19 protein-coding genes are annotated in these 26,406 nt (G+C 70.8%); 7 read left to right on the top strand and 12 right to left on the bottom strand.

All coding sequences use genetic code 11. The features are described 5' to 3' along the window. Positions 1–92: 92 nt before the first annotated feature. The 11 genes from AB0B90_RS22340 to AB0B90_RS22290 all read right to left on the bottom strand — a co-directional run bounded on the left by AB0B90_RS22340 (position 93) and on the right by AB0B90_RS22290 (position 18,101). Complete coding sequence (locus AB0B90_RS22340) at positions 93–3,806, bottom strand: UvrD-helicase domain-containing protein (RefSeq protein WP_362924422.1); 3,714 nt, start codon at positions 3,804–3,806, stop codon at positions 93–95. Next, the gene (locus AB0B90_RS22335; protein ID WP_362924420.1) at positions 3,800–7,273 is read right to left on the bottom strand and encodes a UvrD-helicase domain-containing protein; all 3,474 of its coding nucleotides are present in this window, start codon (positions 7,271–7,273) and stop codon (positions 3,800–3,802) included. The genes AB0B90_RS22340 and AB0B90_RS22335 overlap by 7 nt, the downstream gene beginning before the upstream one ends. Before the next feature lie 176 nt (positions 7,274–7,449). Beyond that, positions 7,450–10,350, bottom strand: coding sequence for a CDP-glycerol glycerophosphotransferase family protein (locus AB0B90_RS22330; RefSeq protein ID WP_362924418.1), 2,901 nt, complete (start codon positions 10,348–10,350; stop codon positions 7,450–7,452). Positions 10,351–10,497: 147 nt separating this feature from the next. Further along, entirely contained in the window at positions 10,498–10,806 is a 309-nt protein-coding gene (locus AB0B90_RS22325; RefSeq protein ID WP_350947865.1) for an MGMT family protein, read from the bottom strand. Beyond that, on the bottom strand, positions 10,794–11,144 hold the full coding sequence (locus AB0B90_RS22320) for a hypothetical protein (RefSeq protein ID WP_350947866.1): 351 nt from the start codon (positions 11,142–11,144) through the stop codon (positions 10,794–10,796). Before AB0B90_RS22320 ends, AB0B90_RS22325 begins: the two co-directional genes overlap by 13 nt. A 138-nt stretch (positions 11,145–11,282) precedes the next feature. Beyond that, positions 11,283–12,545, bottom strand: a complete 1,263-nt coding sequence (locus AB0B90_RS22315; RefSeq protein WP_350947867.1) for a S8 family serine peptidase — start codon at positions 12,543–12,545, stop codon at positions 11,283–11,285. 35 nt (positions 12,546–12,580) lie between these two features. Then, the gene (locus AB0B90_RS22310) at positions 12,581–13,549 is read right to left on the bottom strand and encodes a hypothetical protein (RefSeq protein WP_350947868.1); all 969 of its coding nucleotides are present in this window, start codon (positions 13,547–13,549) and stop codon (positions 12,581–12,583) included. Positions 13,550–13,645: 96 nt separating this feature from the next. Then, complete coding sequence (locus AB0B90_RS22305; RefSeq protein WP_362924415.1) at positions 13,646–15,019, bottom strand: S8 family serine peptidase; 1,374 nt, start codon at positions 15,017–15,019, stop codon at positions 13,646–13,648. Then, positions 15,013–15,747: a hypothetical protein gene (locus AB0B90_RS22300; protein WP_362924413.1), complete on the bottom strand. Its 735-nt coding sequence runs from the start codon at positions 15,745–15,747 to the stop codon at positions 15,013–15,015. The genes AB0B90_RS22305 and AB0B90_RS22300 overlap by 7 nt, the downstream gene beginning before the upstream one ends. A 186-nt stretch (positions 15,748–15,933) precedes the next feature. Continuing rightward, complete coding sequence (gene moeZ / locus AB0B90_RS22295) at positions 15,934–17,115, bottom strand: adenylyltransferase/sulfurtransferase MoeZ (RefSeq protein WP_350947871.1); 1,182 nt, start codon at positions 17,113–17,115, stop codon at positions 15,934–15,936. A gap of 77 nt (positions 17,116–17,192) precedes the next feature. Then, positions 17,193–18,101 carry an alpha/beta hydrolase gene (locus AB0B90_RS22290; protein WP_350947872.1) on the bottom strand — a complete coding sequence of 303 codons (909 nt, stop codon included), beginning with the start codon at positions 18,099–18,101 and terminating at the stop codon, positions 17,193–17,195. A gap of 449 nt (positions 18,102–18,550) precedes the next feature. Between AB0B90_RS22290 and AB0B90_RS22285 the strand changes: the two genes are divergently transcribed. From AB0B90_RS22285 to AB0B90_RS22260, 6 genes are all read left to right on the top strand, one after another. Continuing rightward, on the top strand, positions 18,551–18,895 hold the full coding sequence (locus tag AB0B90_RS22285) for a hypothetical protein (RefSeq protein WP_350947873.1): 345 nt from the start codon (positions 18,551–18,553) through the stop codon (positions 18,893–18,895). Between the two features lie 667 nt (positions 18,896–19,562). After that, the gene (locus AB0B90_RS22280) at positions 19,563–19,880 is read left to right on the top strand and encodes a hypothetical protein (RefSeq protein WP_350947874.1); all 318 of its coding nucleotides are present in this window, start codon (positions 19,563–19,565) and stop codon (positions 19,878–19,880) included. Between the two features lie 758 nt (positions 19,881–20,638). Continuing rightward, complete coding sequence (locus AB0B90_RS22275) at positions 20,639–20,983, top strand: hypothetical protein (protein ID WP_362924410.1); 345 nt, start codon at positions 20,639–20,641, stop codon at positions 20,981–20,983. 673 nt (positions 20,984–21,656) lie between these two features. Then, positions 21,657–21,953 (top strand): hypothetical protein, encoded by a 297-nt coding sequence (locus AB0B90_RS22270; protein WP_362924408.1) that lies wholly within the window; start codon positions 21,657–21,659, stop codon positions 21,951–21,953. A gap of 60 nt (positions 21,954–22,013) precedes the next feature. Then, positions 22,014–22,643 carry a TetR/AcrR family transcriptional regulator gene (locus tag AB0B90_RS22265; protein WP_350947877.1) on the top strand — a complete coding sequence of 210 codons (630 nt, stop codon included), beginning with the start codon at positions 22,014–22,016 and terminating at the stop codon, positions 22,641–22,643. A gap of 144 nt (positions 22,644–22,787) precedes the next feature. Beyond that, entirely contained in the window at positions 22,788–23,018 is a 231-nt protein-coding gene (locus AB0B90_RS22260) for a DUF3107 domain-containing protein (RefSeq protein ID WP_350947878.1), read from the top strand. 506 nt (positions 23,019–23,524) lie between these two features. Here AB0B90_RS22260 and AB0B90_RS22255 read toward each other — a convergent pair. Next, positions 23,525–24,175 (bottom strand): ferritin-like fold-containing protein, encoded by a 651-nt coding sequence (locus AB0B90_RS22255; protein ID WP_350947879.1) that lies wholly within the window; start codon positions 24,173–24,175, stop codon positions 23,525–23,527. Positions 24,176–24,543: 368 nt separating this feature from the next. On the opposite strand from AB0B90_RS22255, the gene AB0B90_RS22250 reads away from it, so the two are divergent. After that, entirely contained in the window at positions 24,544–26,397 is a 1,854-nt protein-coding gene (locus tag AB0B90_RS22250) for a DEAD/DEAH box helicase (RefSeq protein WP_350947880.1), read from the top strand. Positions 26,398–26,406 lie beyond the last annotated feature (9 nt).

Genomic DNA, 26,406 nt, shown 5'->3' with positions numbered 1-26,406 from the left:
GAGGGTAATTGAGTCACACCCCGGCGTCCACGATGCGGAGTCACATCACGTAGCGGACTCTGTCAAGAACGTTACGTCCGCTGCGCGGAGGTTCAGGGGAGTACGGGGACCGACTCGACGAGGGTGACGAGGCCGCGTTCGTCGAGGAGGTCGACGGGGCGGACCGTCTCGTTGAGCAGGACGTAGTGGAAGGCCGCCCCCACCTGGTCCAGCGGGACGGCGGCCAGGTGGGACCAGGCCAGCCGGTAGGCGGCGAGCTGTACGGAGGCGGCGGCCTCGGCCTTCCTCCCGTTCGGGCGGCGGCCGGTCTTCCAGTCGACGACCTCGTAGCGGCCTTCCGAGACCTGGAAGACCGCGTCCATCCGGCCTCTTACCACCCGGTCGGCGATCACGGTCTCGAAGGGGACCTCGACGTCGAGCGGCTCCCTGCCCGCCCACTCGCTCTCCTCGAAGCGTTCGCGCAGCTGGTCGAGGTGGGCGTCGGTCTCCTCGAAGTCGTCGGACGCGCCGGGCAGCTCGAACTCGTCCATCAGCCGCTGCTGGCCCCAGCGCCCCTCAAGCCAGCGGTGGAAGGAGGTGCCCCGGCGAGCCAGCGGCGCCGGTTTCTTCGGCACCGGGCGGCGGATCTGCCTGGCGAGCGCCTTGGGATCGGAGGCGAGGGTCACGAGGGAGGAGACGGTGAGGTGGGTCGGCAGCTCCACCCGCCCCCTGCCGCGCCGCCGCTTCAGCTCCTGTTCCCTGAGCAGGAGCTCGATGTCGCGTTCCCACGCCTTCGCCCGTTCCCTGTCCCACCCTCGCAGCTCTGCCGCGGAAGCCGGCCGCCGCTCCGACGGCTCACCGGGCTCGGCCTCGAACCCGGCCCAGGGCCCGGAGTCGGCTGCGGGTTCCGCAGCCGCCGTCCCCGGCTCGGACACCGCACTCGCCCCGGAGACCGGCTCGGACACCGTTCCCGCCCCGGACGCCGTCCCCGACTCGGGTACGGCTCCCGAGCCGGTCGATTCGTCCCGCCGGGCGGGGGACGCGGCTTCGGGTGTTCCGGGGTCGGCATCGGCAGGGAACGGCGCCTCAGGGTCCTCGGGGAAGGACTCGTCCCACGGGTCCTCGGGGAAGGGCACGTCCGTCTCGTCCGGGAAGACCCCTCCTTGCGGGGCCTCGGACAGCGGGGCTTCGGGAAAGGGAACGTCCTCGTACGCGGGCGCGGAAACGCCCTCGGCCGCGGGAGCGGGAACGGAGGCGGCCCCGCCCGCGAGGGCCGCGAGGGCGGCCTCCACCATGGTGGCGCCGTCGAGAACGGCGGCGTAGCGGGCGTCGTCCGGCTCGATCGGCCACCGGGCCTCGGCGGGCTCGTCGAGAAGCGGGTTGGTGGCGCCCTCCTCCATCTCCGGCGCCCAGGAGACCACCCTGCCGCAGGTCTCGCGGATCTCCAGCAGGAAGTCCGAAGGGTCCAGCGGCCTGGTCGCGGTGCCCCAGCGGTAGCCGGAGGCGATCAGCAGGTAGTGGGCGCGGGTGACGGCGACGTACGCCAGGCGGCGCTCCTCGAGCAGGTCGCGGTCGCGGCAGCGCTCGTCGAAGTCGGCCAGCTCCTCCTTCGCGAGCCCGGCGAGTCCCGGCAGGTCGGAGGCGTCCCCGCGCAGCTGGTAGGGCAGCTTGCGCGGGTTCTCCGTCCACCTCGTGCTGGTCGTGGAGCGGGCGGGGAACACGGTGCCGACGGTGAGCGTCCCGGTCTTCGACAGCGCCTGGGAGAGACCGGGCACCACCACGACCGGCCATTCCAGCCCCTTGGAGGCGTGGACCGTCATCAGCTTCACGCTGTTGCTCTCGCCCACCCGCCCGGCGTCCAGGCCGTTCTCCTCCTCGTCGGCCGCCTTCAGGAACGCCAGGAACGCGCCCAGCGTAGGGTCCTCGGAGTCTCCGGCGAACCGGGCGGCGGCGTCCAGGAAGGCGTCGAGGTCGGCGCGGGCGGCGAAGGGACCGACGGCCGTCCCCCTCGCCGCCACCTCGATGTCCAGGCCGAGGGTGCGCTCGATCTCCAGGATCAGGTCGGGCAGCGGCTGGCCGGTGTGGGCGCGCAGGACACGCAACTCCTGGGCCATCGCGACCAGCCTCACCGCGGCCAGGGGAGAGAACAGTTCCTGCCACTCGGGGCGGTCGGGCAGCTCGTCGAGGGCGTCGACCAGGCTGCCGCGCTCCTCGGCCATGTCGGCCACGACCTGGTCCAGCGGGTCGGCCACCGGCGAGGAGCCCTCGCGGGTCTCCCGGTTCAGCTCGCGGGCCCGCTCGCCGAGCTCCTTGAGGTCTGCGGGTCCGATCCGCCAGCGAGGGCCGGACAGCAGCCGCACCAGGGCGTCCCCCGCGCTCGGGTCGTAGATCACACGCAGGGTGGAGACGATGTCGGCGATCTCCGGCACGAGCAGCAGCCCGCCCAGGCCGACGACCTCGACCGGGATGCCGCGCTCCTCCAGGGCCTTGCGGAGCGCGGGGAACTGCGAGCGTTTGCGCGCCAGGACCGCCACGTCGTGCGGCTGGAGCGCCTGCGGCCCACCCCACATGCTCTGCTTCGCCTTCTTACGCTCGCCTTCGCCCCACGGCATGCCGTCGGGCGCGCTCTCGACGCCCAGCACCTTCGCGACCTCCAGGGCGACCCAGCGCGCCTCGTCGTCCGCGGTCTCGTGGAAGGCGCACATCACCCGGCCGCGCTCGACCCGGTTCTTACCGGGCACCAGGACCGGCACCTCCCTCGCCTCCATCCGGAGCGGCAGCTGGATCCGGGCGGCGACGTCGAGCACGGCGTCGCCGTTGCGGAAGCTGACCGAGAGGCGGTTGACGGGCGCGAGCTCCCCCGAGGCGGTCCTGAAGTCGCGCGGGAACCGGGTGAGGTTGCCCGCCGAGGCGCCGCGCCAGCCGTAGATGGACTGGCAGGGGTCGCCCACCGCCGTCACCGGGTGGCCGCCGCCGAACAGGGCACGCAGCAGGACGAGCTGGGCGTGACTGGTGTCCTGGTACTCGTCGAGCAGGACCACGGCGAACCGCCCGCGCTCGATCACGCCGACCTCGGCGTGCCGGTCGGCGATCCTGGCGGCCAGCGCCATCTGGTCGCCGTGGTCGACCACCTCCCGGCCGCGCTTGAGACGGTTGTACGCCTCGACGAGCGGCAGCAGCTGCTCCCTGGCCCGCTGGGTGAGCAGCGGTCTGCGCTGGTCCTTGGTCGGGGTGCCGGGCAGCGCGGCGAGCCGCTGGGCGAGCTTGGTGCCGACGTCGCGTACGTCCTGCGGGGTGCGCAGGTGTTCGGCGAGCTCACCGGCGAGTTCGAGCACCGCCCGGGTGACGGTCGCCGGGCTCCACTCGACCTGCTCCATCGGTCCGTCGTACGAGCTCACCACCCGGCTGGCGAGCTGCCAGGAGACGGCCGGGGAGACCAGGCGCATCGTCGGCTCCAGCGCCTCGCGCAGGGCGTGCTCGGTGACCAGGCGGGCCGCGTAGGCGTGGTACGTCGAGATGGTCGGCTCGCCCTCCAGCAGTTCCGCCGACACCTGCCCGACCTCGACGAGACCGTTGAGCCGCTCGCGCACCCGCGCGGCCAGCTCGGCGGCGGCCTTCCTGGTGAAGGTGAGGCCGAGCACCTGCTCGGGGCGGAGCAGCCCGTTGGCGACCAGCCAGACGACGCGCCCGGCCATGGTCTCGCTCTTGCCGGATCCGGCCCCGGCCATCACGACCATCGGTTCGAGGCCGGCCTCGATCACGGCGGCCTGTTCGGGGGTCGGCGGCAGGATGCCCAGCTTGGCGGCGAGCTGGACCGGGTTCAGCACACCTGGTCTCCGTTCTTGCTGACCGGGCAGCTCGACCGTACGGCGCAGGTGCGGCAGCCGTCGTTCACCTTGGCCTGGAAGAACGGCCCCGACATGCCGACGGCGACGGTGCCGACCATGTCCTTGGCCCAGTTCGGGTCGGGGTCGTCGGCGAGGGGAGGCTGCGACTGCTCCTTGGCGGCCTTCTTGCCCGCCGCGTCGCCCACCTGGACCAGTGCCGCGCCGCCCGGCTCGGTCAGGCCGTGCCGCTGGAAGGCGCCGAGCAGCGCGGCGAGCTGGTAGACGCCGAGCTGGGGGTGGCGTTCGAGCTCACCGTCCTTGGCGCCGGTCTTACCGGTCTTGATGTCGATGATCACGGCCCGGCCCTCGCCGTCGCGCTCGACCCGGTCGACCCGGCCCTTGATCTGCACACCCTCGGAGACCATCGCCGTGAACGCCTCCTCCAGGCCGACCAGCTCCCTGGGGTTCTCCTCGTGCCAGCGGACGAACTTGGAGATCATCTCCTCGGCGACCGCGCGTTGCTTGCGGTTGTACCAGACGCCGCCGAAGTCGAGCTCGTGCCAGACGTCGTCCAGGCGCTTGCCGAGCGTCTCCTCGGTGGGCATGCCCGTCGCGGCGAGGACGGCGAGCGCGTGCACGACCGTGCCCAGGCCGCGGGCCACGTCGGTGCCGCCCGCGCCCACGGAGGTCTCCAGCAGCCAGCGCAGGCCGCACTTGCTGAAGCTCTCCACCGCCGAGGGCGAGACGCGCACGATGTCGTCGGGCCAGCTGAGCGGGCGGTCGTCGGAGATGGGGGTGAGGGCGTACCACTCGTTGGGGTGGGCGCCGGGCACCCCCGAGGCGGCGAGCCTCGCCAGGTGCTCGGCCGCGGACCTGCGCAGCGGCTCGGGCCTGGTGGAGTCGGCGACCGCCGAACGCAGGTCGGCCACGAGCGCGGGCATGCTGAGCCAGCGGGAACGCTCGTCGACGCCCGCGTCCTCGGTCGAACCGGGGACGAGTTCGGTGAGGAAGCGGGAGGGCCGCTCCTCGGTGTCGTCGCCGCCCACGGCGGTGACGATGAGCCTCTTTCTCGCCCTGGTCGCGGCCACGTAGAACAGGCGGCGCTCCTCGGCCAGCAGCTGGGAGGCGAGGGCGGCGGAGACGGCCGCGGGGTTCTCGTGCTCGGAGCCCTCGGCTCTGGCGACCATGTCGTCGGTGCTCAGGATGGACCCGCGCAACCGCAGGTCGGGCCAGGCGCCCTCCTGGACCCCCGCGACGACCACCACGTCCCACTCCAGGCCCTTGGAGCGGTGCGCGGTGAGGATGCGGACCGTGTCGCCGTCGGGGGCGCGCTCGGCGAGTGAGTCACCGGGGATCTCCTGGGCGACCAGGTCCTCGACGAACACGTCCACCCCGGCGTGCGGGAGCCGGTCGACGAACCTGGCCGTGTGGTCGAACAGCGCCACGACGGCGTCGAGGTCGCGGTCGGCCATGAGGCCCCGCACGCCGCCCCTGAGGCTGACGTCGGTCCACTTCCTGGCCAGTCCGGTGGCCTGCCAGACGGCCCACAGCACGTCCTCGGCGGTGCCGCCCTTCCTCACCGCCTCGGTGGCGGCGGAGATGAGACCGGCGAGCCGTTCGGCGGGCTGCGCGATGTGCGGCTCCACCCTCACCAGCTCCCGCGCGTCCTTCAGCGCCGCGACCATCAGCTCGCCGGACGAACGCGGACCGTGGGTCTCGCGGGCCGCCATCTCGTCCGCGTCGTACGCGCCGACGCGGGCCCGCGCCTCGTCCACACCGTGTTCGCCGAGGCCGGTCTCCGGCTCGTCCGTGACGTCACCGACGCGGGTCGGCGCATCGTCCGCGCCATGGTCGCCGATACGGGCCGGCGCCTCGTCCGCATCGTGCTCGCCGGAACCGGTCGGCGTCTCACCTACGTCGCGCTCTTCGGGACCGACCGGCGTCCCACCCTCGTCGTGCCCGCCAGGACCGGCCGACCTCTCGTCCACGTCGCGCTCTCCGGAACCGGCCGACCTCTCGTCCACGGTGTGCTCGCCGGGATCGGCCCGCGTCTCGTCCACGGTGTGCTCGCCGATGCCGGCGAGCGCCTCGTTCTCGGCGATCCGCAGCGCGCGGCGCAGGCGGCGCACCCCGATCATGTCGGTGCCGCCGAGTGCCCCGGTCAGCAGCTCCTCGGCCACCCCCTCGTCCAGGGTCTCCGGGTGCAGTGCCACCTGGATGAGCCTGATCAGTGGCCGTACGCCCGGCTCCTGGAACAGCGGCACCTCGCCGCCGCCGACCACCACGGGCACCCCGGCGCTGACCAGCGCCCGGCGCAGCAGCGGCACCTGACGGGTCGCCGAGCGCACCAGCACGGCCATCCGCGACCAGGGGACACCGTCGAGCAGGTGCGCCCTGCGGAGGGTGTCGGCCACGATCGCCGCCTCCTGAGGTCCCCCGTCGGCCACCAGCACCCGTACGTCGCCGGGCTCGGCGTCCGGCAGGGCTCGCAGGTCGCGGTGGGCGGCGGCGCCGGGGGGAGCGGGCAGGCGGGCGGTGACGCGACGGGTCGCCCTCAGGAGTTCGCGACCGCTGCGGCGGCAGACGCGCAGCGCGATGACGGGGGCCTTCGCGCCGTTCGCGTCGCGGAACCTGTCGGGGAAGTTCATGATCCCGCGGACGTCGGCGCCACGGAAGCCGTAGATCGACTGGTCGGGGTCGCCGACCGCGACCAGGTCGCGGCCCTCCCCCGCCAGCTGCCGCAGCAGGAACTCCTGTGCGGGGTCGGTGTCCTGGTACTCGTCGACGAAGACGGCGTCGTACGCCGACCGTTCGCGAGCGCGCACCTCGGGGTCGGAGAGCAGCGCGCCCGCCGCGCGGATCAGCTCCGCGTAGTCGAGCACCGGTTCCAGGTCGAGGTCGAACCTGGCCTGGTAGCGGTCGGCGAACCCTCCCGCGGCCACCCAGTCGGCGCGGCCGTGGCGGCGGCCCAGCTCTCTCAGCTCGGGTCCGTCGAGACCGCGCTCGGCGGCGCGGGCGAGGAAGTCGCGGAGCTCCTGGGCGAAGCCGCGCGTCTTGAGCGCCTCGTGCATGTCGTGGGGCCAGTGCGTGGCGCCGTCCTCCAGCTCGCCGTGGAGCAGGCGGCGGATCTCCAGGAGCTGCTCGGGGCCGGTGAGCAGGCGCGGTGGCAGCCCTCCGGCGAGCACGGCCTCGCGGCGCAGCAGCGCGTAGGCGTAGCTGTGGAAGGTGAGGGCGAGGGGGGTGCGGGTGGTGCGGCGCATCCGGGAGGTGATGCGCTCGCGCAGCTCTTCCGCGGCCTTGCGGCTGAAGGTGAGGACGAGCACCCGCTCGGGGTCGACGCCCCGGCGCTCGATCCTGTCGACGACGGTCTCGACGATCGTGGTGGTCTTGCCGGTGCCTGGCCCCGCGAGCACGAGGAGCGGACCGCTCTCATGGGCCACCACCGCCCGCTGGTGCTCGTCGAGCACAGGGGCAACAGCCCTCCCCGCGCCCTCACGACGTATCAGCCGCCAGTCCTGACCACTCACAACTCGCCATTCCACCAGATCCCGGACGATGATCGTGCCGAGTCGGCGGGTTTCGGGGGCCGCCTTCGGGAAACGGCCCCCTGAACCGGCGGATCATCCAGCCCGGTGTGCGAAGGTCAGGCGGAGAAGACGCGGTCGACGAGCCTCGCCGTCGCCTTGCCGTCGTCGCGGGGGACGTAGGTGCGCTGGAAGAGGTCGTACTTCTCGGCGTGGGCTGCGGCCACCTCGTCGATCGACTTCAGGGCCTTGATGACCTCGGCCCCGGTGGACAGCAGCGGGCCGGGGGCCTCGGCGGCGAGGTCGAGGTAGATGCCCCGCTTGGACGAGTAGCGCTGCAGGTCGTAGGTGAAGAAGAGCATCGGCCTGCCGGTCGCGGCGAAGTCGAACATGACCGACGAGTAGTCCGTGATCAGCACGTCCGCGATCAACAACAGATCCGTGATATCCGGATATGTCGTGACGTCGCGGCCGAGGCCGGCGCGCACGTTCGGTGCCGCCTGCATCGAGTGACCCCGGATCAGGAACTCGTGGCCGGGCCCGAGCACCCGGTGTGCCTCGGCCAGGTCCAGGCGGATCGAGGCGTTCTTACGGTCGTAGTCGCGGTAGGTCGGCGCGTAGAGCACCACCTTGGCACCCTCGGCGATGCCGAGCCGCGCGCGCACCGCCGCGGCCAGCTCATCGCGGTCGGGGGCGACGAGCACGTCGTTGCGCGGGTAGCCGCTCTCCAGGACCTCGCCCTGGTAGCCGAACGCCTTGCGCATGACGCGGGTCGCCCAGGGACTCTGGGAGACCAGCAGGTCCCAGCCGCGCACCTCGACGGCCTGCCGGTGCCAGGCCGGCGGCTTGGGGTCGCGGGACATGTGCGGCAGGTCGTTGCCCAGGCGCTTGACCGGGGTGCCGTGCCAGGTCTGCACCACCACCTGGTCCTCGCGGGACCGGAACCACGGCGGCAGGAAACCGTTGGTCACCACGTAACGCGAGCGGGCGAGCGCCGCGTAGTGCTCGCGGCTGCCCGCGCGCACCACGGTCGGCCCCTCGCCCGTGCCGAAACCGAGCCTGTCGGGGCCCGGCGGCACGAACGCGCCGTCCTTGACCACCCAGATGTGCTCGCCGGTGTCGCCGCGCCGCACGCGCTCCTCGTACACCGCGCGGACGCTGCCCTCGTACTGCCGCCCGTCGTAGGCGACGTAGACGGTCGCGTCGTTCAGCTCGCGGGTCCGCTCGGCGGGATAGAAGTGCCGGCGCAGGGCGTACAGACCGCCCGCGCCCTTCTCGTCGTCGGGAAGGTGCTCGGCGACGGAGAGCACGGGGATGTCGAAGCGGGTGGAGATCAGGCGGTATTCGCGACCGTCACGGATCTTCGTCTCCTCGTCCAGCCCGTCGAGGATGGCGTGGTCGACGCGGAACGGGACGATCTGCCCGGCCGCGTCGCGCACCGCCATGCTCCAGGTGCCGCTGTTCAGCGGGGCCGTGTCGCCGAAACGGGGCATCGCGGCGGGCGCGAGCCTCACCGTGAAGCGGGAGTCCTCGCGCTCCAGGGGGATCGCGTGGATCAGCCCGCTGCGGTGCTTGAGGGTGAGCGCGGCCTCACCGGAACCCGGGTAGGAGCCCTCCAGGGTGAGCACACCCCCCTCGTCCCAGGTCGCGGCGGTGACGACCGGGCGGATCCGGTGCGCGGAGACGCTCACGCGGTCGCGCCGGTCGCGCAGCACGGTGATCTCCCGGTCACCGACGACCGTACGGCTCTCCTGGGCCTTGCCGATCATGACGGAGGCCGCGGGGTCGCCCTTGGGCTCGATCCAGAGCCTGCCGCCGTCGCGTTCCTGCAGCAGGGAGGCCGTCGCGAGCGGCACGACGACGGTGGTGCCGCCCTCGCCGGGGGTGAAGTCGGCGGCGATCCGGTGGCCGTCCAGGCGGGCCTGTCCCCTGTTGACCTCCTTGCCCGGCAGGAAGACCTCGACCTCCAGGCGCTCGCCGACCAGCCGCACGCCGACCAGCTCGGCCCGGGTGGGCTGCAGCACGATCTGGAGGGCACGGTCGGAGGTCCAGACGGGACGGATCCACCAGCCCTTGCCGAGGTCCAGGCCCGCGGGACGCTCGGTGCGGCCGGTGGAGGGGCCACGCAGCAGACCTCCCGCGCGGGCGCCACGGCTCCAGATCACGATCTCGGCGCGCCAGGTGGTGGTGTCCTGGACGGTCTCGCGGCGGCGCAGCAGGCGCTTGCCGCCGCGCACCACGGCCCGCACGGCCGAACGCCAGCGCAGCGGCCACGGGCTCATCTCGGCGGTGAAACCGGACCAGTCGTAGTTGCAGCCCGCCTCCTCCGCCCCGTGGGTCGCCTCGGGGTGGAAGACCCTGCGGGTGCGAAGCCGCACCGGCGGCAGCCAGCGCGGGCCGCGCAGCACCACGGTGGCCCGGTTGAAGCGGCGGCTGCGCACGGACAGTCCGGCCAGGTAGGCGTGCCCGCTGACATGCAGACGGCCACCCGACCAGGAGATGTCCTCGATCTGGGTGACCGGGATGAGGTCGGCCGCCCGCAGGCGGTACAGGGCCTCGGGCAGCTCGTCCTGGAGCGGCAGGTCGGCGTACCACCTGAGGCTCTTGCGGACGCGTCTGGACGGTTCGGCCGCGGCGGTGACCAGTTTTCGCAGCGCGTCGCCGTCGGCGAGCTCGTCGATCTCCCGGTGCTCGATCAGGTGGAAGGCGATCCTGCGGGCGACCGGAAGGTCACGCTTGACCTTCGGGTCGACGCCGGTGACGTACGGCTTCAGGAGCGTGACGAACTCGCGGCGCTTGGCGGCTCCTCGTTTGGCCGCGATCTCCAGCCTGGACCCCAGGGGGCCGGCCAGCGCGTCGGCGTCGAAACGGCGTCGCTCGACCGGTTTCAGTCCGTCTGCCAGCACCGCTTCCATGATCGAGTCGAGTGGTTCTCCCCGGTCGCAGAGATCCTGGACAGCCCGCAGGCGATCGGCGACGGGGTCGCCGCCGGCTCGTGCGGGAGTGGCACCGGTCGCCATGGAGAAGGCACCGCCTTTCGGACAGAGCGCTGTCCTAGGCCATGTTAGTGCGCCACAGCAGGGCCGGTTACGCGGTAATTTACGGGCTTGAAGGATTTACAGGCATTTGTAATCTAGCCGGTTTCCCGCTCGGTCCCTTGGTACCGTCTACGGTTTCCCGTCCCATCTGGCCGCCCGCATGTCGGCGCGCGTACCCCTCAGCGGGGTCCGCTCCTCGCGCCAGCTCACCAGGCACCGCTGCTCGTGACCGGGCGGCGGGGTGCCGTCGGCGTGCACGACGCGCCACCAGGGCACGCCCCCGCCCCACGTGGACATCACCCTGCCGACCTGGCGTGGACCTCCCTCGCCGAGATACTCGGCGATGTCGCCGTAGGACATCACCATCCCCGGCGGGATGCGCTCGACCAGGTCGAGCACCCGCTCGGCGTACGGGGTGGGGTGGCCTACTGGCTCCATACGGTCGGTCCGGCGGAGAGGATCTCGTCGAGCTTGCCGAACTCGTAGGCCGCGGAGCCGTTCAGCTGTTCCACCAGGCCACCGCGGATCGCGTAGGACTCGCCGTCCTCGCCGACGAGCCGCGCCCCCAGGAGGGCGGACACCCGCGCCAGCTGGGCCACCTGCCAGTCGGATCCGGGCGTGCCGGAAAGCCGACCGTCCCATACCGCTATGGCATGGACCGCGCCATTGTGACGGGCCAGGATCTCTCCCGACTCCTGTGAACCCCTGAATTCGAACCCCGCCTGCCCCAGCACAGTCGCGAGTTCCGCGAAGGCGAGAGGCGCAGGGCGCTCCACGCGCAACTCGTACCCCATAAGGCGCGAGACTATCGAACCTTCCAGGTATTCCGGGTATGAATCCCGACATCTGGGCTGCCGCATCCGAACGGTGTCCAAAACGCGTTCGAATCGCAGTCGAATCGGCGTCGAACACGGTTACCTCCGCGATCTCCCGCGCCGGATCGGCTCGGGGGCCGCCATCGCCTGCCCTCCCCTGCCGGAGTGCCGGTTGAGCATCACCACGGCCCCCGCGAACGCGAGCAGGCCGGCCACGAGGCCCGTGCCGTACAGCCAGAGGCGCACGGGCTCCGGGCCCGGCCTGCTGGGCTCGGTGGGCAGGGTGCCGTCACCGAAGTGCTTGCCCTCGGGAACCGGAACCTCCTTCGCGCCGGCCACGAGGCGGCCCGCCGCCTCCAGGGCGGCCGCGGCGTCGACGACGCCGAACCCGACGTGGTCGTCGTAGCCGTTGCGGGGTCGGGACGTGGCCGTGGAGGTGAGGGCCTGCGACACCATTTGCGGCGATATATCCGGATATTTTGCTTTTATTAAGGCGGCGACGCCGGCCACCAGCGCGGTCGCCGAACTGGTCCCCTCAGAAGACCCGTACTCCCCACCGGGAACGACCACCGGAACATTGACGCCCGGCGCCGAGACCAGGACCGAGAGGTTGTCACTGCTGAACGTCGCCGGCCTGCCCAGATCGTCCACCGCGCCCACCCCGATCACCCCGGAGTATCCGGCGGGGAAGTTCCAGAAGGAGGTGGCCTTGTCCATGGCGTACTGGGAATCCCCGTCGTTGCCCACGGCCGCGACGAGCACCACGCCCCTGGACAGCGCGTAGGAGACCGCCTCCCGCTCGGTCCTGTGCGGCCCGTAGGCGCCCAGCGACATGCTCACGACCTTGGCCCCGTGGTCGGCGGCGTAGCGGATCGCGCGGGCGAGAGGGCTGTCTGCGCGCGAGCGCAGGTCCTCGGGCGGCGCGGAGGAGCCGTCCTCCGGCCGCTCCTCGACGATCAGCGGCAGCGAGAGGATGCTCGCCTCGGGCGCGACGCCGAGCAGGCCCTCCTCCCCCTTGCCGGCCCCGGCGATGAGCGAGGCCATCGCGGTGCCGTGCCGCCCGGCGTCCGGTGCGTCCCTGTCGAATTGGATCGACCCCATGTCCGGCCCGGAGATCACCCGCCCCCGCAGCTCGGCGACCTGGTCGTCCACCCCGCTGTCGACCAGGGCCACGATGACGCCCGCGCCCCTGGTGACCTTCCACGCCTCCCCGGCGTTGAGCATCTCCAGCACCCAGCGCTGGTCCTCTCGGACGTCCGCGGCCCCCCCGGGCTGTACGGAAACAGACGGTGCCGACACCGGCGAGGCGGCCGACACCGGCCCGGCGAGCGCCGGACCCGCCACGCAGAGCACAGAGAACACAGCCAGCACTCCCGCCGCCCGGAACCGGCGCCGCCTCAGCACACGTTCCCCTGGGTGCACTGGGGCACGGCGCTCGGCTCGTCGCCGAGGGCACGGGCGATGCGCCCGGCGACCGCCTGGGCCGCGGGCCACAGCTCGCTGTGCAGGATCTCCTCGGGGGCGACCGCAGCCCGGGTGCGCCCGTCGGTGTAACCGGCGGTGGAGAAGACGATGTAGGGACCGACGCCCACCCAGGCGTTGCGCTGGCGTTGCGCGGCCCCGAACAGCTCGGTCGCCGTGCCGGGGAAGGCCACGGGACGCACCCCCACCCGGTCGTCCACGCCCAGCTGCGCGGTCGCGGCGAGCCTCCGCTCCTCGTTGTCGAGCACGGCGATGCCCACGGTGAAGACGAACGAGGACGTCTGGTCGACGTAGGTGGCCCGCAGCAGGGTGCGGCAGCCGTATTCGGAGAGCACCGATCCCACCGGCGCGTCCGTTCCCGCCGCACAGGCCACCTCGGGGGCGAGACCGACCCTGCGGGCGTACTGCTGGACCCTGCCGAGGCCGATGTACTGCAACTCGACGGGGAAGACCAGGTCGGCGGTCCAGGTGTACCAGCGCCTGGCGATGTCGTCCTGGATGTAGCGGGCCTGCTCGGCGGCGGTCAGCGGGCGTGAGCTCGTCTCGCGCACCAGCCCGACCGTGCCGGTCAGCACGTTGGTGGCGGCGATGGCGAGGATCGTGCCCACCAGGATCAGGAAGATCGTACGGAAGTGGACACCCTGCTCCAGGGTCGCCAGCTCGGCCCGCCTGACCGCCTCGCGGTCGCGGCCCGCCGCGGGCCAGGACCGCACCCGGGCCCGCCGGGCGGACGCACCGGGCGCGGGCGCTCGCCGACCCCGGCCGCCTCCGGCGCCGCCGGTGCCGCCCACCCGTGAACCGGACGGCGGCCAGCCGCCGCGCGCGCGGGGGGCGGGAGTCCCCAGGGGCCGCTCCGGCTCCCGGGACCGCCCTTGCTGCGACATACTTCCGATGCTACGTCGAAGGACCTCTCCGCCCTATCGGTGGAGTGTATTTTCGCGGCGCTCTCCCGCCCGGACGTCCAGGGTCAGGCCGGAGGCTCACGGCCAGGGGGCCGTGAACGGGTCCCGCACGGGTTCCTCGACGATCTCCGACGAGCGCGTACGGCCGATGCACACGGCGAGCACGATCAGGGAGACGACCGCGCCGAGTCCGGCGGCCACGGCCACCCCGCCGTACAGGGTGATCCGGTCCCGGTCGCGGTGGACGATCCGCACGGGCTCGACCGCCCTGCCCAGCGGGCGGGCGGGGTCGTGCCCACCGGCGCCCCCGGCCCCCTCGGCGGTGAGGGTGTGCCGGGAGATCCTGGCGGCGGCGGCGAGTGCCCGGGTGGCGTTGACGACGCCGAAGCCCGTATCGGTGTCGTAGCCGCCGGTGGGCCGCCGGGTGGCTCCCGCGGTGATCGCCTGCACGACCAGCACGGGCGACATATCTGGATATTTTGCCTTAATGAGGGCGGCGACGCCCGACACCAGGGCGGTCGCCTGCGAGGTGCCCCGGCCGACCCAGTACTCGTCCCCAGGCCCGGCGCCGAGGATGTCCACCCCCGGCGCGGCCACCAGGACCGAGGGGTTCCGATTGGAGAACGAGGCCCGGCGCAGCCCGCGGTCCGTCGCGGCGACCGAGACCACCCCGGGGAAGGCCGCCGGGTAGGAGTAGGGGGCGTGACCTCTCGCGTCCGGCTTCTCCGCGCCCTCGTTGCCCGCCGCCGCGACGAGCACGACCCCCTTGGAGATCGCGTACCGGATCGCCGACCGCTCCTCCCTGGTCGCCAGCTCCTTGGAGATCGACATGTTGATCACGTCGGCGCCGCGGTCCACCGCGTGCCTGATGCCCCTGGCCACCACGTTCTCGTAGCGCTCGGCGGTGTTGAACTCCCGGAAACCGGGCTCCTCGTCCTCCAGGATGACCCGTACGGAGAGCACCTTCGCGCGGGGCGCGACGCCGATCACCCCGTCGCCGCCGCCGGGACCGTGCCCGTGGCCGGCGATCAGCGACGCCATGTACGTGCCGTGCAGCCTCAGGGGTTCCACCCCCGGCGGGTTGGCCCCGGTCGTGAAGTCCTTGCCCTCGATCACCGAGCCGGCGAGATCCCGGTGGTCGCGGTCCACCCCCGAGTCGAGGACGGCCACGATCACCCCCCTGCCCTCGGAGATCTGCCAGGCCGCGGGCAGGTCAAGGGTTCGCAGCACCTCCCGCTGGCTGTCCCTGACGTCGTCGGCCCGCGCGACCGGTGCCGGAACCAGGACCACCGGCACCGCCAGGGCCGCCAGCACCACCGGCGTCGCCCGCGTCACCGCGTTCCTCAGCACCCTCGGCGACACCAGAAGTCTCAGCGCCACCAGCACGGTGAGCACCAAAGGCACCCCCATGGGCGTCCCGGTGGCGGGCGGACGCCTCGGCGTGGTCAGCATCGCCATTCCGTGGAGGCACAGTCGGGTTGGGCGGGCATGGACAGCTTGGCGAGAATGCGGTCGGCGATGTCCCCGGTGAACGCGAACAGGGTCGGCCGCTGCTCACCGACCGCCCTCGCCGGTCGGCCGTCGGTCTGCCCGACCGTGGCCATCACCAGGTACGGGCCCGCCTGCCGGGCGAGGCCCGCCTGGCGCCCCGCGGAGACGAACCTGTCGGTGACGGTGCCGGGGAAGGCGAGCGCCCTCAACCCCGGCGCGGGCCTGCCGCTCTTGGGCAGTGCCGCCCTCGCCGTGGTGGCGCCGATCTCGTCCGCGAAGGCCGCGACGCCGACGGTGACGACGATCCCCTGGAGCGCGTCGATGTAGGTGGCCCGCAGGATGCCCAGGCAACCGGTCCGTCGCAGCACCTTGCGCAGCCGGGCGTCGACCGCCCTGTCACAGCGGGTCTCCGGCGAGATGCCCACCCGGCGGGCCTTCTCCTCGCCGCCCTGCTCGGGGGCGTAGGTGACGGTCTCGGGAAAGACGCGCCCGGCCGGCCATGCCTGCCAGCGCCTGGCCACCTCGTCGAGGGCGGCCCGGTCGAGCTCCGCCTGGGTCGGCCCCCGGGTGAGCTCCGTCGCCGCGGCACTGCTCGCCACCCCGGCCACGATCGCGCAGAACATCGTGAGGGCCGAGGCCACGACCAGCGTCGGCCATGAACGCCGCCGCTGACGTGGGACTTCATGCACGCCCCCGACCTTAATGCGGCGAGGCGGGTGTCATCCGCCGTTCCGTCCAGATCCGTCAGTGTGGAGAGCACTTGGTGACCCGGCGAAACCACTGCGGAACCACCGGAACCACTGTGGACCGCCCGAACGGCGAGCGCCCCGAGGAGCGCGTGCTCCACGGGGCGCGGGACATACCGGACACGAGCCTCAGTAGGTGGGCAGGCTCGGGTCGACCGTCTTGATCCAGCTGAGCACGCCGCCGCCCACGTGGACGGCGTCGGAGAAGCCGGCGCTCTTGACGACCGCGAGCACCTCGGCGGAGCGGGCACCGGACTTGCAGTGCAGGACGATCTTCTTGTCCTGCGGGAGCCGCTCCAGCGCGGAGCCGTTGAGGAACTCTCCCTTGGGGATGAGCACGGCGCCCGGGATGGACACGATCTCGTACTCGTTCGGCTCGCGGACGTCGATCACGTAGATGCTCTCGCCCTGGTCCTGCCAGGACTTGAGCTCGGCGGCGGTGATCGTGGAGCCGGAGGCGGCCTCCTGCGCCTCCTCGGAGACCGCGCCGCAGAACGCCTCGTAGTCGTCGAGGAGCTGGGTGACCGTCGGGTTCTTGCCGCAGAGCACGCACTCGGGGTCCTTGCGGACCTTGACCGAGCGGTAGTTCATCTCCAGGGCGTCGTAGATCATCAGACGGCCGACCAGCGGCTCCCCGATGCCCGCGAGGAGCTTGATCGCCTCGTTGACCTGGATGGAGCCGATCGACGCGCACAGCACGCCGAGCACGCCGCCCTCGGCGCACGAGGGGACCATGCCGGGCGGCGGGGGCTCGGGGTAGAGGCAGCGGTAGCAGGGGCCGTGCTCGGCCCAGAAGACACTGGCCTGGCCGTCGAAGCGGTAGATCGAACCCCAGACGTACGGCTTGCCGAGGAGGACGGCCGCGTCGTTGACCATGTAGCGGGTGGCGAAGTTGTCGGTGCCGTCCACGATGAGGTCGTAGGCGGCGAAGATCTCCATCACGTTGTCCGTGGTGAGCACCTCGTTGTGGACGACCACGTTGACCAGCGGGTTGATCTCCCTGACGCTGTCGGCGGCGCTCTCCGCCTTGGGGCGGCCGATGTCGGACTGGCCGTGGATGACCTGCCGCTGCAGGTTGGACTCATCGACCACGTCGAAGTCGATGACGCCGAGCGTGCCCACTCCCGCCGCCGCGAGATAGAGCAGCGCCGGAGAACCCAGGCCTCCGGCGCCCACACAGAGCACCTTGGCGTTCTTCAGACGCTTCTGCCCGGCCATGCCCACGTCCGGGATGATCAGGTGGCGCGAGTAACGGCGCACCTCGTCGACGGTCAGCTCGGCTGCCGGCTCTACCAGCGGTGGCAACGACACAGTTCTGCTCCCGTTTCAGGGGTCCTTGATGCGGCTGGCGCAGCACGCTCCACTCACAACCTAACCCGGTGCCCCCGTCATTCCCCAACCGGTGTGAGACGCGTCTCGGCGATGAGGAGCCTCGCCTCCCGGGCCACCCGCTCGGGGAACTCCATCTGGGCCACGTGCCCGGCGTCGGGCAGCAGCACCAGCCGCACGCGCGGGAACGTCCGGACCGCACGGGCGGCCATCCGGGGGTTGACGAGGCGGTCGTGGCGGCCGTGGACGACCAGCGTGGGCGCGCTCACCCGGGCCGCCTGCCGCCACAGGTTCGTCTCCCCGCGCCTGAAGTACTCGGCGACGATGCCCCGGGCCGAGTTGATCATCGCCTCCACCGCGTACGGGAGGCCGTCCCTGCGGCGCAGCTCCTCGGCCGCCTCCCTGAGCCGATCAGGGTGGATCCGCCCGGTGTCGGCGTAACACAGGGCGAGCGTCGCGCCGAGCCTGCGCTCGGCGGGCAAGAGGGTGAGCCTGCTCGCGGCCCACTCGCCGATGCGGGGCACGGTGGACAGCGCGACCCGAGCCGGGGCGTACCTGGGCAGGAGGTCGGGCAGGGCCGGCGAGATCAGGGTGAGCGACCGGACCAGGTCGGGGCGGGTGGCCGCGACCCGCACCGAGACGGCGCCGCCCAGGGAGTTGCCGAACAGGTGTACGGGAGTGCCGGAGAGCCGCTCGATCAGGGCCGCGACGGTCCTGGCGTGGGCGTCGACGGAGTAGTCGGCGTCCGGTGGCGCGGGCGAGTATCCGGCGCCGGGCAGGTCGAGGGCGTGGCCTGTCACCGTATCGGACAGCTCGCCCATCAGGTCGGTCCAGTTGGTCGCCGAGCCTGCGAGACCGTGCACGTAGACGGCGGTCTCGGAGGGCCCACGGGGTGTCGACCGCACGTGGACCCGCTGTTCGCCGAGGTCGATCGTCTCACCCGGCCAGTTGGGGATCGGGTTGTTCACCACTCGCCTCCTGTCGTTCCACTGCCCTTCCACGATAGTTCGGCCCCCGAGATGCCGGGAGACAGCCTCCGGTTACCACGAAAGACACATAACGCATTTTTCACTAAATGCCTTTTATTGCACGATTTATCATCATTAATTCGCTGGCGTTTCATCCGCGCCCGCGACCCCCGAGGGGCATGTCGGCGGACGAACCTCCTCTCCACATCTCACCACCAAAGAACAAAGGCGACATTAGGGACATTTCATTTCAAAACCACTAATAAGAGTCCAACACATGCCATAAATAGATAAGAGCAGTGCAAAGCCCTTTGATTCCTGTTTCTAGCCAGACATGGGCGGAAATCACGACAAGCAGGGATGGCTCACAGTCAGCCACCTTTGGCAATTCCGATTTATCCGGAAAATGTCAGAAATCGGGGTAATCGATCCTTTCAAGGGGGAAACGCATGCCCAAGTACAAGAGTGTCCTCGCAGGACTCGCGATCAGCACGGCACTGACCGGCGGAGTCGTCGGCCTGGGTGCGGCGACCACCGCCACGAGCGCCGGCGCGATGACCACCACGATCACCGCCGCCGCCTTTCCGACCTGCGGCGGCGGCTGCGGCTGGCGTCGCGGTTGCGGCCGCTGCTGCGGCCGCCGCTGCTGTGGCGGCGGTTGGCGCCACCACCGTCGCCACAGCCGGATCAAGGTGATCATCAACAACCACAACAACAACGAGAACTCCCTGCGCAATGAAAACCGCAACGGTCTTCTTCGCCCCCTGACCCTCGGCGGCGACGACGACGAGTAGTCACCGGCCCGGGGTCGCGTACCCGCAGGGGGCGTGGCACCGGCGGAGGACAGGATCACTCACGGCCCGATCCGCGATTTCCCGCGGTTTCGAGACCGTGACGGAGAGACAGGACCCCGCGTTCGTCGCGGCCGTGCTTCTCACCCAGGGGAACGGGCCGAACGACGACGGCGGAAACCTGAGGAGAGATCTACAGGCGCCTGACTCTCACCACAGTGCGAGTTCTCATCTCACGAAGTGACAGCGAGGCCCCGCGGTTTCCGGACCGCGGGGCCTTCGCGCGTCCTTCACGACCTCCCGCGCCCCGCCTTTCCCGCCGTCGCCCGGCATCTTCCCCCGGACCGTGAACCTCTCCCACCACCTCGGCACCCGCGCTCAGGGACGGCACCGGCTCGCCCTTCGGAGACATCCCACCCCCTCGCCTCGTTCCCTCAAAGAACAAATCGGACATTAAATGCATTTCATTTCAAAACGACCAATAAGCATCCAACATCGACGATAAATAGCTAAGAGGATCGCAAAAGCCTTCGATCTCCGTTTGTCAGCAGACATGCGAGGAAACTATGACAACCAGGGATGGCTCATCACCGGCCATCCCTGACAATTTCCGGCTTATACGGGAAATGTCAAAAACGGGGATACTTAGTCCTTTCAAGGGGGAAACGCAATGCCCAAGTTCAAGAGTGTCATGGCAGGGCTCGCGATCAGCACCGCGCTGGCCGGCGGGATCGTCACCATGGGCGCGGCGACCACTGTCATGAGCGCCAACGCGATGACCACCACGGTCACCGCAGCCGCCTTCCCGACCTGTGGCGGCGGCTGCGAGCGTCGCTGCTGCTGCGGTGGTGGCCACTGCCACCGGCACCACAGCCGCAAGCGCTTCAGGCTGATCATCAACAACCACAACAACAACGACAACGAGCTGTTCAACGACAACCGCAACGACCGCATCGTGCCGCTGATCGGCACGGGCGCCGCCGGTTAGTCCTCGGAGCGAGGCCGCATCCCCGACCGGGGCGCGGCGCGTTCGGAGAACAAAATCGCTCACGGCGGGATCCACGATTTCCCGTGGTTTCCAGGCCGTGACAACGGAGAGACAGGACCCCGCGCTCGCCGCGACCGTGCTCCTCACCCAGGGGAACCGGCCGAACGACGACAGTGGGACCCCGAGGAGAGATCCGCGGGTGCCTGATCCTCACCACAGTGCGAATTCTCATCTCACGAAGTGACAGCGAGGCCCCGCGGTTTCCACACCGCGGGGCCTTCGTCATTCATGTCCGTTCCCGGCACACCGCCTCCCCCTCCGACCGGCCGCTCCCGGGGCCGGAGCGCGACACCGACGCCCGTTCGGCCCATCGGCGGATCGGCGGATCGGCGAGAATCGCCCCCTCCGGGGACGCTCGACCAAGACGCCGGGCCCCAGGGCCGCGCGATGACACTCTCGACGGACGCGAACCGCACCGTCCCATTCTCGGCGACACCGGATCTCCTTTCCTCCCCGAAGAACAAATCCGACATTAAATACATTTCGCTTTAAAGCGACCAATAAGCATCCAACATCGACGATAAATAGCTAAGAGTAGGGTAAAAGCCTTCGATCTTCGTTTGTCAGCAGACATACGAGGAAACTATGACAAGCAGGGATGGCCCATCACCGGCTATCTCTAACCATCTCTGGCAATTACCGACTCACACGGTAAATGCCAAAAATTGGTAAATCGATCCTTTCAAGGGGGAAACGCAATGCCCGAGTTCAAGAGTGTTCTCGCAGGGCTCGCGATCAGCACGGCCCTGGCCGGCGGAGTCGTCGCCATGGGCGCGGCGACCACCGTCACCAGCGCCAACGCGATGACCACCGCGGTCACCGCCGGCACCTTCACGACCTGGTGGGGCGGCGGCGGCTGCTGCCGCAACCGGGAGTACCGTCGCACCCACCACCGCTTCCGTCTGACGCTCAACAACGACAGCTGCAACCGGAACCGTCTGCACAACAAGACCCGCTCCGACCGCCTCGTGCCTCTTCATGAGGAAGACCACACCCCGCCTCGCCCTCCGGGCCCTCCGGAGGGCCCGGTTGCCGCGTCCTGATCCCCGCCTGACACGGGATCGGAACACGAGGCACAACGGCTGGAACCGCGTTTCGCAGCGGCTCGGAAACCGTTACCGAGAAGTAGGAATCCCGTGTTCACCAGGATCGCGTCCGCCCACTCGGGGACATCGGCCCGAACGGTGAGCATGGAAAGCCGGGGATGACCTCCTCGGGATTTCGACTCTCAACACAGTGCGAATTCTCATTTCTCACGAATCACAGGCGGGGGCTCCGCGGTTTTCCAGCCGCGGAGCCCCCGTTCCGCGTTGTCCGACGCGTTATCCGAGGCCCGCCACACGACCCTCCGCACCACCTCTGCGCCACCTGCGCGCCACCTGCGCGTCCCTCCGCGTCCCTCCTCCAGCCACCTGCCCCCTGTTTCCCCGAAGGCCACGGCCCTCCCTCACGTCTCAGACGGCACGGCACTCCCTCGGACGGCCGAGCGCGGCCCTCCCCTCCGACCCCTCCGACACCTCACCTCGGCCCGGATGCCGCGCACACGTTCCGCCGAACCCCGCCGATGCCATGGACGACGCCATGGGCGGCCCGAGGCCGCGTCCTTCTCGGCACTCGGCACCCGAGGTCGTACGCTGGGCGTTGTCCGACGTTTACCGGAACCGGGCGAGGAGAGGGAGCTTGCCGAAGCCCGGATGACGACAGGGGATGTCTGAAATGAACGCGTGGGACGACAGATCACACGGGGAAACGGCCGACGACCTTCCCGAGGAACTCTCCGTCGAGACGCCCGCGGCCGACGCCGCCGAGCAGCACAGGCCGGTGCGCGAGAACGGCTCGGAGACGCCCACCGACCTCCCGCTGGAGGTGAATCCCGCCGACGCCGCCGAGCAGAGCCGCGCGACGCGCGAGGAAGAGCCGGAGTGGCCCGACTCCGTCCCCCTGGAGGCCGATCCGGCGGACGCCTTCGAGCAGCGACGCACCGTCGAGCTCGACGAGGACGACTATCGCTGACCCGGGTTACCCACGCGTAGGATGGCCCCAGACGCCAGGAGCTTGACACGAGGAGACCACGTGACCGCTACCCCGGACGCCAAGCCCCGGGGCACCCGGCTGCCCCGAACAGCTCGCCGCCGCCAGCTGCTCAGCGCGGCACAGGAGGTGTTCGTGGAGAACGGCTACCACGCGGCCGCGATGGACGAGATCGCCGAGCGGGCGGGGGTGAGCAAGCCGGTCCTCTACCAGCACTTCCCCGGCAAGCAGGAGCTCTATCTGGCACTGCTCGACCTGCACGTGGACGACATGATCGCCCGTTGTCGCGACGCCCTCGCCTCCACCACGGACAACAAGCAGCGCGTCCAGGCCGCGATCGGCGCCTTCTTCGACTTCGTCTCCACCCAGGGGGAGGCGTTCCGGCTGGTCTTCGAGTCGGACCTGCGCAACGTCGCCCCGGTCCGCCAGCGCATGGAGCGCAACCTCCGGGAGAGCGCCGAGATGATCAGTCAGGTCATCCAGGAGGACACCGGCTGCTCCAGCGACGAGGCGCGCCTGCTGGGCGTCGGGCTCGTCGGCATGGCCGAGGTCAGCGCCCGTTACTGGATCAGCAGCAACGGCTCCATTCCCAAGGACGCGGCCACCCAGCTCATCGCCCGCCTGTCGTGGCGTGGCATCTCCGGCTTCCCGCGCACCGTCGCCGACCACTGAGATCCCGGTGCCGACGGCGCTCCGGGCCGCGGCCCGGTTGTTCGCTCGCCGCGATCAGCTGTTCGCTTCGCGCGATCAACCGGCGCGTCGTGCCTTCGTTGGGGACACCATGGGGCGAGCAACCCTCATCGAAAAGGGAGCACGATGGAAATCAAGATCGGCGTACGTTCCGTGCACCGTGAACTCGTAGTGGAGACCGACCTCACGGCCGAGCAGCTTGAGGGCGAGGTCAGCGCCGCCCTCTCGTCCGGCAGCGGTGTCCTCACCATCACCGACGTCAACGGCCGAAAGATCATCGTCCCGGTCGCCTCACTCGGCTTCATCGAGATCGGCGAGGAGGAGCCGCGTCCCGTCGGCTTCGGCGGCACGCTCTGACGGATTCCGGGCTCGCGCCAGGTCGTCGTCCCTCGTCGGCATGGCGCGGTCCGCGGATCCGGTGCGAGCGCGCCGCCGGAGCCGGCGGGAGGGGCGCCCCGCTCGGGCACACCCGTTGGCGGGGCGGTTGCCCGGAGAGCACCCCGCTCCCGGCTGCTCCCGGCTGCCGTGACCACAGGTGCCGAAGCCTCAGGTGCCCGAGCACTCGTCCCGCTCGCCGAACCCGCAGCAGCGCGGGCGTCTGACGCGGCGCAGATGCTCCCGCCCCCGGCTCACCGCCGGGCAGCCCGCACCTCCCCTGCGCAGCACGGGACGCGAAGTCCAGCGGTTCGGCCCACATCTCGTCAAGGAACTGCCATAGCGGCGCGAGGCCCTCATGTCTCGCACGCTACAGCTGTTCGCCGCCTCGCGTGTCGTGATCCGCCGACCGGCTTCCCCTCTCCGCCACCGGCGAACAGGCTCGGAGGCGATCGAAGGCCCCGGGCCCGGCACGTGCGGGAAGCCCGTCAGGGACCCGGGGTGAGCCCCAGGGCGGCCATCCGCCGGCCGTGCTTCTCGCTCAGCCGGGAGAACATCCGGCTGATGTCCTCTCCCACCGCTTCCACCAGCAGGGCCGCGAGCTCCGGTCTGGCCGCGGCCACGTGCTGCCCCTGGCTCAGTGCCTCTCCCACCATCCGCCTCGCCCACAGCGCGAGCCGTCCCGCCTGCTTGGGATCCTCGGAGAGCGCCGCACGGACCCGCTCGACGGCGAACTGCGACCGTCCCTCGTCCGTGAGGACCTCGTCGACGAGCTCCCGCGTCTCGTCGTCCACACCGACGGCCGCCTCGCGGTAGAAGTCGAGCGCGATCCCGGTGCCGACGTACGCCTTGACCAGGGCCTCCAGCCAGTCTCCCGGGAAGGTCTGGGCGTGCCAGTCGTCCAGCGGCCCGGTGAACGGCGCCATCGCCTCCTCGGGGTCCACGCCCAGGGAGGTGAGCCGGTCGCGGAGCAACTCGAAGTGCGCGTACTCCGCCGCCGCGAGGCCGCCGAGGGCGGCCTGATCGGTCAGCGAGGGGGCGTACCTGGTGGCGTCCTCGGCGAGCCTGAGGAACGCGGTCAGCTCGGCGTAGGCGAGGACGCCGAGCAGGTCGGAGACGCCGGGAGGGGAATCGCTCATGGAGGCAGCCTACGAGTTCGGCGGCCTCACGATTCACCGGGAATACGAAGAAATCGGTTCTCCGTTGTGGTATCGAGTACACTGCTCTGTGAAAGTGCGACCGCACCGTGTTAATCCGGGATATCCACGCCCGGACGCCCCCAAAAGTCGGCGTGACGCCGCAGCGGTCGCTGATGACATGAGAGGGCTGGACCTTCCGCGAGGACCCGGCACGGGGACACGTTTTCTGCCCGTGGTCCCGGCAGGCCTGCCTTCAACGGAGATTTAGGCAGGCCAAGCTGACGACGTTCCGAGACCTCGGAGTCACCCCAGAGATCGCCGATGCCCTTGAGACCGAGGGCATCATCGCGCCGTTCCCGATCCAGGAAATGGCACTCCCCCTGGCCCTCAACGGCCAGGACATCATCGGCCAGGCGCGCACCGGCACCGGCAAGACCTACGCCTTCGGCGTGGCGATGCTGCAGCGGGTCGGCAAGCCGAGGAAGAACCGCAAGAAGCCCCGCGGGCTGGTCGTCGTACCGACCCGCGAGCTCGCCGTCCAGGTCACCGAGGACCTCGTGACGGCGGCCGGCAAGCTCGGCTCGCGGATCCTCACCGTGTACGGCGGGCGCGCCTACGAACCCCAGATCGAGGCGCTCAAGCAGGGCGTCGACGTCATCGTCGGCACCCCGGGCCGCCTGCTCGACCTGGTCAAGCAGAAGCACCTCGACCTCAGCCAGATCGGGACCCTCGTCCTGGACGAGGCCGACCGGATGCTCGACCTGGGCTTCCTGCCCGACATCGAGCGCATCATCAAGCTCATCCCGGCGGAGCGGCAGACGATGCTGTTCTCCGCGACCCTGCCGGGCGAGATCGTCGCCCTGTCCAGGCGTTACCTCACCCGCCCCACCCACGTGCGGGCGGAGAACAACGACGCCGAGGCCGAGGCGACCCCGCAGACGACCCAGTTCGTCTGGCGGACGCACCGGATGGACAAGATCGAGATCGTCGGCCGCCTGCTGCAGTGCGAGGGCCGCGGTCTCACCATGATCTTCTGCGAGACCAAGCGCGCCTGCGACATGGTCGTCGAGCAGCTCAAGGAGCGTGGCTTCGCCGCCGCGGCCGTCCACGGCGACCTCGGCCAGGGCCAGCGTGAGCAGGCCCTGCGGGCCTTCCGCAACGGCAAGATCGACGTGCTGGTCGCGACCGACGTCGCGGCGCGCGGCATCGACGTCGACGACGTCACCCACGTCGTCAACTACGACTGCCCGCAGGACGAGAAGGCGTACGTCCACCGGATCGGCCGCACCGGCCGGGCCGGCAAGACGGGCGTCGCGGTGACCTTCGTCGAGTGGGAGGACCTCACTCGCTGGAAGGTCATCAACAACGCGCTCTCACTCCCCTTCCCCGAGCCGGTCGAGACCTACTCGACCTCCCCGCACGTCTTCAGCGACCTGGGCATCCCCGAGGGCACCAAGGGCGTGCTGCCGCGCGCCAACCGCTCCCGGGCGGGTCTGGCCGCCGAGGAGGTCGAGGACCTCGGCGAGACGGGGCGCATCCGCTCCCGTCCGTCCCGCAAGGGACGCGAGGACGATCGCGAGGAGCGCCGCGAGCGTCCCGCGCGCACGTCCCGCGAACGCCGTCGCACCCGTGGCGGCCGTAGCGGCGGGGAGGTTTCCGCGCCGGTCGCGGACGAAGGACTCCAGTCCCCTGTCGTCGAGATCGCCGAGGTGGAGGCGGATGTGGCAGCCCCCAGGGACATCCGTGACGAGCAGCCCGAGGCCGCGCCCCGCAGGGGCAGGGCCCGCAAGGCGGGGCTGAACCCCGAGGTGAGCCTCACCGGCACGTCCGAGGCTCCGGTTCACCCCGAGCCCGTCGCGGAGGAGCCGGTTCGCCGGCAGCGCCGCGCCCGCCGCGAGCAGGTGGCGGACGTCCCCGCGGCTCCGCAGACCCCTTCGGCCCCGCCTCGGGCCGACGAGCGGGTCGCGGCGTTCGCTGAGCCCAGAGAGGACGACATCGTGGCGGAGCGCTGGGACGACGAGCCCGTGGCCGAGGCTCCTGCGCCCCGGCCTCAGCCCGAGAAGATCATTCCTCCGAGCCCGTTCTCGGTGATCTTCAAGTCCCCGGACCTGGCGTCGGACGATGACGAGATCGCCCCCTCGGCGGCCTCGGAACGCGTGCAGAGCCGCCGCCGGCCGCCGGTACGCAACGGTCAGCAGCGAGGATCGCGTCGCCCCAACTAGCAAGTACCA

The organism is Streptosporangium sp. NPDC049078 (genome assembly GCF_040648855.1).
Lineage (GTDB): Bacteria > Actinomycetota > Actinomycetes > Streptosporangiales > Streptosporangiaceae > Streptosporangium.
This window is presented reverse-complemented; position numbering and strand designations above follow the sequence as displayed.

What these genes read in the sequence shown, in the direction of transcription:
- AB0B90_RS22330 (WP_362924418.1), bottom strand. Translation starts at nt 10,350, where the DNA reads ATGGCGACCGGTGCCACTCCCGCACGAGCCGGCGGCGACCCCGTCGCC.
- AB0B90_RS22325 (WP_350947865.1), bottom strand. Translation starts at nt 10,806, where the DNA reads ATGGAGCCAGTAGGCCACCCCACCCCGTACGCCGAGCGGGTGCTCGAC.
- AB0B90_RS22310 (WP_350947868.1), bottom strand. Translation starts at nt 13,549, where the DNA reads ATGTCGCAGCAAGGGCGGTCCCGGGAGCCGGAGCGGCCCCTGGGGACT.
- AB0B90_RS22305 (WP_362924415.1), bottom strand. Translation starts at nt 15,019, where the DNA reads ATGCTGACCACGCCGAGGCGTCCGCCCGCCACCGGGACGCCCATGGGG.
- AB0B90_RS22285 (WP_350947873.1), top strand. Translation starts at nt 18,551, where the DNA reads ATGCCCAAGTACAAGAGTGTCCTCGCAGGACTCGCGATCAGCACGGCA.
- AB0B90_RS22280 (WP_350947874.1), top strand. Translation starts at nt 19,563, where the DNA reads ATGCCCAAGTTCAAGAGTGTCATGGCAGGGCTCGCGATCAGCACCGCG.
- AB0B90_RS22275 (WP_362924410.1), top strand. Translation starts at nt 20,639, where the DNA reads ATGCCCGAGTTCAAGAGTGTTCTCGCAGGGCTCGCGATCAGCACGGCC.
- AB0B90_RS22270 (WP_362924408.1), top strand. Translation starts at nt 21,657, where the DNA reads ATGAACGCGTGGGACGACAGATCACACGGGGAAACGGCCGACGACCTT.
- AB0B90_RS22260 (WP_350947878.1), top strand. Translation starts at nt 22,788, where the DNA reads ATGGAAATCAAGATCGGCGTACGTTCCGTGCACCGTGAACTCGTAGTG.
- AB0B90_RS22255 (WP_350947879.1), bottom strand. Translation starts at nt 24,175, where the DNA reads ATGAGCGATTCCCCTCCCGGCGTCTCCGACCTGCTCGGCGTCCTCGCC.
- AB0B90_RS22250 (WP_350947880.1), top strand. Translation starts at nt 24,544, where the DNA reads ATGGCACTCCCCCTGGCCCTCAACGGCCAGGACATCATCGGCCAGGCG.